Genomic DNA, 6,000 nt, shown 5'->3' with positions numbered 1-6,000 from the left:
GCAGTGAAACGATGCATCGCCGATGGTAGTGTGGGGTTTCCCCATGTGAGAGTAGGTCATCGTCAAGATTAAATTCCGAAACCCCAATTGCGAAAGCAGTTGGGGTTTTGTTTTGGGCGCTCGAAAATCTGGTGGGGCGTCGATCATGACTCATATCCAGCCTTTCTATGCAATGACCCTGCGCATGGCTATCATGCGTGCCTCATTCTGAGGCGATATGTGCATGCTGACGTTGTTGAAACTTCTGAAAGATGGTCGCTTTCATTCTGGAGAAGCGCTTGGTGCCGCCCTAGGCGTCAGTCGCAGTGCCGTGTGGAAGCAGCTTCAGCATCTTGAGGCAGAATTGAATCTCCCCATTCATAAGATCCGGGGGCGCGGATATAGATTGGCTGCGCCATTGATGTTTTTGAATGCGCAGGAAATTTCTCAGAGGGCGGCTTCCTTGGCTTGGCCCGTTCACATTTTCGACTCCATTGACTCCACTAATGCTGAGGCTTTACGTCTTGTCGATGCGGGCAGTGCGGCTCCTTTTATTGTGCTAGCGGAGCAGCAGACGGCTGGTAGGGGGCGACGAGGCCGCAAATGGGTCAGTCCATTTGCGCAAAACGTTTACTACAGCCTTGTATTGCGTGTTGAGGGCGGCCTGCGGCAACTGGAAGGGCTGAGTCTGGTGGTGGGGTTGGCAGTCCTGCAGGCTCTGCGTGAGTCGGGCGTGGAGGGCGCAGCTTTGAAGTGGCCAAACGACGTCCTGGTTGGGCACAAGAAAATCTCAGGCATCTTGCTTGAGTTGGTGGGAGATCCCGCAGATATCTGTCACGTTGTGCTAGGGATAGGTATCAATGTGAATATGCAGAAGGCTGTAGAGGTTGATCAGCAGTGGACCTCGATGCAGCTCGAGACGGGCTCTTCTGTTGATCGCAATCACCTGGTGGCGCGACTGGGCTTGCAACTACAAGCCTACCTGGAGCGACACAAGGCTGCGGGTTTTGCCGGGCTGCAAGCAGAATGGCAGCAGCATCACGCGTGGCAAGGGAAGTGTGTGTCGCTTATCGCGGGCGTCAATCGGATTGATGGGGTTGTGCTCGGTGTGGATTGTCAGGGCGCGTTGCGTTTGGATGTCGGTGGCGTTGAGAAAATATACAGCGGTGGTGAGCTAAGCCTGAGGTTGCGTGATGATTCTTGAGCTCGACTGTGGAAATAGCTTTATCAAGTGGCGTGTTCTTGAGTCGAGTGATGCAAGTGTCCGCGCCGAAGGCATCGCAGGTTCGGATATTGCGCTGATCGACAGTTTGGTGGCTTTGCCTGGTCTATTGCTCACGCGTTGTCGGTTGGTGAGTGTTCGCGCGCTTGAGGAGACCGATAAGTTGATAGCCGCGTTGGTAGGGGCATTTGGCGTTGCTGTTTCCTGTGCCACCTCTGCTCGAGAAATGAGCGGAGTGCGCAACGGCTACGAAGACTTCCAGCGCCTAGGAATGGATCGATGGCTGGCCATGCTAGGCGCGTTCAAGTTGGCGTCAGGTGCATGCCTGATACTCGATTTTGGTACGGCGGCGACCGCAGATTTTATCGGTCCGGACGGTGAGCACCTGGGCGGTTTTATTTGTCCGGGTATACCGCTTATGCGTAATCAACTGCGAACCCATACTCGCAAGATACGCTACGACGACGCGGCCGCTGAGCGGGCGCTGGAGCGTCTCTCTCCAGGTCGCACGACCGTAGAGGCCGTCGAGCGTGGTTGTACGCTCATGCTTAGAGGTTTCGTGCTGACTCAGCTCGAGTTGGCGCGAGGCTATTGGGGGGAGGATTTCACGGTCTTCCTCACTGGAGGCGACGCCGACCTGGTCAGGGATGCTGCGCCGCAGGCTCGGCTGGTCCCGGACTTGGTGTTTGTTGGTTTGGCGATGGCGTGTCCTTTGTCTTGAGGTGATTATGCGCTGGCTGTTTTTACTTTTACTGGTTCTCAATGTTTTTTATTACGTCTGGCATCAGCAAGAGGCGCCATTGCGGGCCAAGGATGTCACGCCCTTGAATCTCCATCGAGGAGCGCAGCAAGATATTCGCCTCTTGAGTGAGTCGGCAGATGCGGTGGCTCGGCGTGATCGAGAGAGGTCGGCGGAGGCGCAGAATACCTGCTTGTACATCGGTGGTTTCTCGGATCGACGCCAAGCCTCTTCTCTTGAGCAGAGGCTCACGAGCCTGGATATAAAGGTCACGGTCCAGTTGCTGAATGCACAGAGCGCCTCGGGTTATTGGTTGCGTGTGGCCCCTGAAAGCCGTCGCCTGGCTGACGATCTGCCCTTTGAAAGCCTTGCTAATGAATTCAATGAGTTAAAACATAAAATAATGCTGTGCGAAGGCATTGCAACTCTCGAATAGTTTGCATAGAATGGCGCCCGCTTCGCAGTGAAGACCTTTAAGGGCTACAGTGCAAAGCTACCGTCAATGCAGCTAACCTCATAATTTAAATGAGAAAATGCTTGACAGAAGGTCGGCGTGATGTAAAATGCCGGCTCGCTTAGGAGGGGTTCCCGAGCGGCCAAAGGGATCAGACTGTAAATCTGACGTCTACGACTTCGAAGGTTCGAATCCTTCCCCCTCCACCATTTTTAGCGTGAGCTGCAAGCTCCGCGGGTATAGTTTAGTGGTAGAACCTCAGCCTTCCAAGCTGATGATGCGGGTTCGATTCCCGCTACCCGCTCCAAGTTTGCAGGTTGTGCAAGATGTTTCGCTCTTGTAGCTCAGTTGGTAGAGCACACCCTTGGTAAGGGTGAGGTCAGCGGTTCAAATCCGCTCAAGAGCTCCATATGACAAGGCAGATATGAAAATATCTGCCTTTGTTTTAACAGCTGCCTCGGCTTGAATGTTGTTCGATGTTTCAGGTCTTGTGGGGTTGGTTGTTGTAAAGTCTTTTTCAGGCCTGCATAATGGTCGGCCTGATTTTGTTTTAGGTCAGTAGCTCAATTGGCAGAGCGACGGTCTCCAAAACCGTAGGTTGGGGGTTCGATTCCCTCCTGACCTGCCAGATTCACGTGGTGTGTCTGGCTTTCTTTTCACAGGATCTTCATAGATGACTCCTAAGGCTGAAGCTCAAAGCTCTCGTTTCGATCTGGTAAAGTGGCTCGCTGTAGTCGCCTTGGTGGTCGTAGGCGTTGTTGGCAATCAGTACTATTCTGCTTCGCCGATCCTGTACCGTGTACTCGCTTTGCTTGCCCTCGCTGCTGTAGCTGCCTTTGTAGGCCTGCAGACTGCCAAAGGCAAGTCCTTCGCGGTACTGGTTAAGGAAGCTCGCACCGAAATCCGTAAAGTCGTTTGGCCGACTCGCCAAGAAACCACTCAGACCACATTGATTGTCGTGGCTGTTGTTCTGGTTATGGCGTTGCTGTTGTGGGGGCTTGATTCCCTGCTCGGCTGGCTTGTTTCCTTGATTGTTGGCTAAGGGTGTCCCGTGGCTAAGCGTTGGTACGTTGTGCATGCTTACTCGGGTTACGAGAAGCATGTTATGCGCTCTTTGCTGGAGCGCGTAAAGCTGGCAGGCATGGAAGATGGCTTCGGCGAAATTCTGGTTCCCACTGAAGAAGTGGTTGAAATGCGGAATGGGCAGAAGCGCAAAAGCGAACGCAAGTTCTTCCCTGGCTACGTGCTGGTACAAATGGACATGAACGAAGGTACTTGGCACTTGGTCAAGGATACCCCTCGCGTCATGGGCTTTATTGGCGGTACTGCCGACAAGCCTGCTCCGATCACCGACAAAGAGGCGGAAGCAATTCTGCGTCGTGTTGCTGACGGTAGCGACAAGCCCAAGCCGAAGACATTGTTCGAGCCGGGTGAGGTTGTTCGCGTTACAGACGGTCCGTTCGCTGATTTTAACGGTACGGTCGAAGAAGTTAACTACGAAAAGAGCCGGATCCAAGTGGCAGTGCTCATTTTCGGTCGCTCTACCCCGGTAGAGTTGGAGTTCAGCCAGGTCGAAAAGGTCTAGCTGGGCAAGCATCCCAACCCCGCAGCCTAGGCTGTGGGGTTTTGTCGTCACTGGGATAAACGCGCAAGTAGCCGGGGAGCCTTTCGAGGCGTTTGAACCCGTAATTGGAGTGCCTCATGGCCAAGAAGATTACCGCTTACATCAAGCTGCAAGTGAAGGCCGCTCAGGCCAACCCTAGCCCACCCGTCGGTCCAGCTCTGGGTCAGCACGGCGTGAACATCATGGAATTCTGCAAGGCCTTCAACGCCCGTACTCAGGGTCTTGAGCCAGGTCTGCCGACTCCAGTGATCATCACTGTATACAGCGACCGTAGCTTCACCTTCGAAACCAAGTCGACCCCGGCTTCGGTTTTGCTGAAGAAAGCTGCCGGTCTGACCAGCGGTTCCGCTCGTCCTAACACCGTTAAGGTTGGCACTGTAACCCGTGCTCAGCTGGAAGAAATCGCGAAAACCAAAAACGCGGATCTGACTGCAGCTGATATGGATGCAGCCGTGCGTACCATCGCCGGTTCTGCTCGTAGCATGGGCCTTAACGTGGAGGGTGTGTAATGGCTAAGCTGACCAAGCGCCAAAAGGCTATCGCCGGCAAAATCGAAGCGGGCAAGTCCTACAACTTCGTAGACGCTGCTGCCCTGCTGACCGAGCTGTCGACTGTCAAGTTCAGCGAGTCTGTTGACGTTGCTGTGAACCTGGGCGTTGACCCACGTAAATCCGACCAGGTCGTTCGTAGCGCTACTGTGCTGCCACACGGTACTGGCAAGACTGTACGTGTTGCCGTCTTCACCCAAGGCCCAGCTGCTGAAGCTGCTCTGGCCGCTGGTGCTGATCGCGTTGGCATGGATGACCTGGCTGCCGAAATGAAAGGCGGCGACCTGAACTATGACGTCGTAATTGCTTCCCCGGATGCAATGCGCGTTGTAGGTCAGTTGGGTCAGATCCTCGGTCCACGTGGCCTGATGCCTAACCCTAAAGTCGGCACCGTAACTCCAGACGTAGCTACCGCGGTTAAAAACGCCAAGGCTGGTCAGGTTCGTTATCGCACCGACAAAAACGGCATCATTCACACCTCCGTTGGCAAAGTCGGCTTCGATGCCGTCAAGCTGAAGGAAAACGTTGAAGCCCTGATCGCTGATCTGAAGCGTATCAAGCCTGCTTCCTCGAAAGGTATCTACGTCAAGCGCGTTACCCTGAGCACCACTATGGGCCCAGGTCTGGTCATCGACCAAGGCTCGCTGGACGTATAAGACATAAATTGGCGCGAGCAATTGCGCCAATTGAAAGATTGGGGTCCCTGCCTGGCGGGGGCTATCCAAGACCGTAGGCGACGCAAGTCTTAAACCAACAAGCCTACGCAGATGGTGCTCCCGGTTCCTTACCGAATCAGACACCAAAACGACATCAGGCCTAGGCCAGATGAAACGGTAACAAGCAGGAGTTAAACCCGTGGCAATTAATCTCGAAGACAAGAAGGCCATCGTCGCTGAAGTCAACGAGGCTGCCAAAGCTGCTCTGTCCGCTGTCGTGGCTGATGCCCGTGGTGTGACAGTAGGCGCTATGACCGGACTCCGTAAAGAGGCTCGTGAAGCTGGCGTATACGTACGTGTTGTACGTAACACCCTGCTCAAGCGCGCCGTTGCTGACACTGAATACAGTGTTCTCAACGACGTGTTCACTGGCCCGACTCTGATCGCGTTCTCTAAAGATCATCCAGGCGCTGCTGCCCGTTTGTTCAAGGAATTCGCCAAGAGTCAGGATAAGTTCGAGATCAAGGCAGCTGCGTTCGAGGGCAAGTTCCTCGCAGCTAACCAAATCGACGTACTGGCAACACTGCCGACCCGCGACGAAGCCATTTCGCAGCTGATGAGCGTGATTCAAGGCGCTACCAGCAAGCTGGCTCGTACTCTGGCTGCAGTTCGCGAGCAAAAAGAAGCTGCCGCAGCCTAAGGCTGAGCAACCTCTCTCGCGTATTTTTGTTTATTTCGATGGCCGCGTAGGCCGTCCCCCAATTCAGGAAATACAGCA

Annotated in this window: 8 protein-coding genes and 4 tRNA genes; all 12 read left to right on the top strand. The window is 54.3% G+C overall.

From position 1 onward, the window contains the following. Nucleotides 1-223 precede the first annotated feature (223 nt). Nucleotides 224-1,183, top strand: coding sequence for a bifunctional biotin--[acetyl-CoA-carboxylase] ligase/biotin operon repressor BirA (birA, locus tag HBO10_RS21680; RefSeq protein WP_034126367.1), 960 nt, complete (start codon nt 224-226; stop codon nt 1,181-1,183). Further along, nucleotides 1,173-1,922, top strand: a complete 750-nt coding sequence (locus HBO10_RS21675; RefSeq protein ID WP_034125917.1) for a pantothenate kinase — start codon at nt 1,173-1,175, stop codon at nt 1,920-1,922. The genes birA and HBO10_RS21675 overlap by 11 nt, the downstream gene beginning before the upstream one ends. 7 nt (nt 1,923-1,929) lie before the next feature. After that, entirely contained in the window at nt 1,930-2,376 is a 447-nt protein-coding gene (locus HBO10_RS21670) for a hypothetical protein (protein ID WP_034125918.1), read from the top strand. 142 nt (nt 2,377-2,518) lie between these two features. After that, nucleotides 2,519-2,603 (top strand) — tRNA-Tyr (locus HBO10_RS21665). 24 nt (nt 2,604-2,627) lie between these two features. Then, nucleotides 2,628-2,701: transfer RNA gene (locus tag HBO10_RS21660), tRNA-Gly, on the top strand. Between the two features lie 26 nt (nt 2,702-2,727). Beyond that, nucleotides 2,728-2,803: transfer RNA gene (locus tag HBO10_RS21655), tRNA-Thr, on the top strand. A gap of 143 nt (nt 2,804-2,946) precedes the next feature. After that, nucleotides 2,947-3,022, top strand: a tRNA-Trp gene (locus tag HBO10_RS21650). Between the two features lie 45 nt (nt 3,023-3,067). Next, a complete protein-coding gene (gene secE, locus HBO10_RS21645; RefSeq protein WP_003194658.1) occupies nt 3,068-3,436 on the top strand; it encodes a preprotein translocase subunit SecE in 369 nt (122 codons plus the stop codon). A gap of 9 nt (nt 3,437-3,445) precedes the next feature. Then, nucleotides 3,446-3,979, top strand: coding sequence for a transcription termination/antitermination protein NusG (nusG, locus tag HBO10_RS21640; protein WP_003176436.1), 534 nt, complete (start codon nt 3,446-3,448; stop codon nt 3,977-3,979). A 116-nt stretch (nt 3,980-4,095) separates the two neighbouring features. Then, complete coding sequence (gene rplK / locus HBO10_RS21635) at nt 4,096-4,527, top strand: 50S ribosomal protein L11 (protein WP_003176435.1); 432 nt, start codon at nt 4,096-4,098, stop codon at nt 4,525-4,527. Beyond that, nucleotides 4,527-5,222 carry a 50S ribosomal protein L1 gene (gene rplA / locus HBO10_RS21630; protein WP_003176434.1) on the top strand — a complete coding sequence of 232 codons (696 nt, stop codon included), beginning with the start codon at nt 4,527-4,529 and terminating at the stop codon, nt 5,220-5,222. The genes rplK and rplA overlap by 1 nt, the downstream gene beginning before the upstream one ends. A gap of 199 nt (nt 5,223-5,421) precedes the next feature. Then, a complete protein-coding gene (gene rplJ, locus HBO10_RS21625) occupies nt 5,422-5,922 on the top strand; it encodes a 50S ribosomal protein L10 (protein ID WP_003232405.1) in 501 nt (166 codons plus the stop codon). Nucleotides 5,923-6,000: the final 78 nt, after the last annotated feature.

The sequence above is a fragment of the Pseudomonas sp. WS 5503 genome (assembly GCF_012985385.1).
GTDB classification, from domain to species: Bacteria; Pseudomonadota; Gammaproteobacteria; order Pseudomonadales; family Pseudomonadaceae; genus Aquipseudomonas; species Aquipseudomonas paracarnis.
Note: the sequence above shows the minus strand (reverse complement) of the source record. Positions and strands in the feature narration are given on the sequence as shown.